This window comes from Vibrio sp. 1078-1, from assembly GCF_033340475.1.
Genome location: NZ_JAWOWM010000979.1, coordinates 1 through 506 on the forward strand (window position 1 = coordinate 1; position 506 = coordinate 506).

At 46.4% G+C, this 506-nt stretch carries 1 protein-coding gene; it reads left to right on the plus strand.

The genetic code is table 11. From position 1 onward, the window contains the following. On the plus strand, positions 1–506 hold a 506-nt coding region (locus R7190_RS31185), incomplete at both ends, for an ABC transporter substrate-binding protein (RefSeq protein WP_318138384.1).

A 506-nucleotide genomic window follows, 5' to 3' on the forward strand; every position in this document is an offset into this window, starting at 1 on the left:
TATTCATGATGAGCAAACCCTGCATAACCCTCCTCGATCTTTTGCTGAAATGCTGAGTTACGCAAAAGCGTTTCCAAATCGCCTAACTTACCCTCGCCCACCAGAGTTTCATGGGACAAGCTTTATTAAAGCACTGTTGATTGAGTTGACCAACAACGATCCCGCTTTGCAAAAACCAGTCACTGGTGAAACATTTGAGCAAATCACTCAACCGCTATGGGCTTACCTAGATGAGTTCCATAAAGTTGCTTGGCGTGGCGGTAAGCAATTCCCAGGAGGGACGGCTGAAACGCTTCAATTGCTGGATGATGGTCAGATTGATCTTGCGATTACCTTTAACCCAAACGCGGTTTTTTCTGCGCAATCGAGTGGTAATCTTGCAGAAAGCACCAAAGCGTATGCGATGGACGCAGGTGCACTCTCAAACATTCACTTCTTAGCGATTCCTTGGAACGCAAATGCCAGTGCCGGTGCGCAAGTTGCGATAAACTTTTTATTGAGCCCTA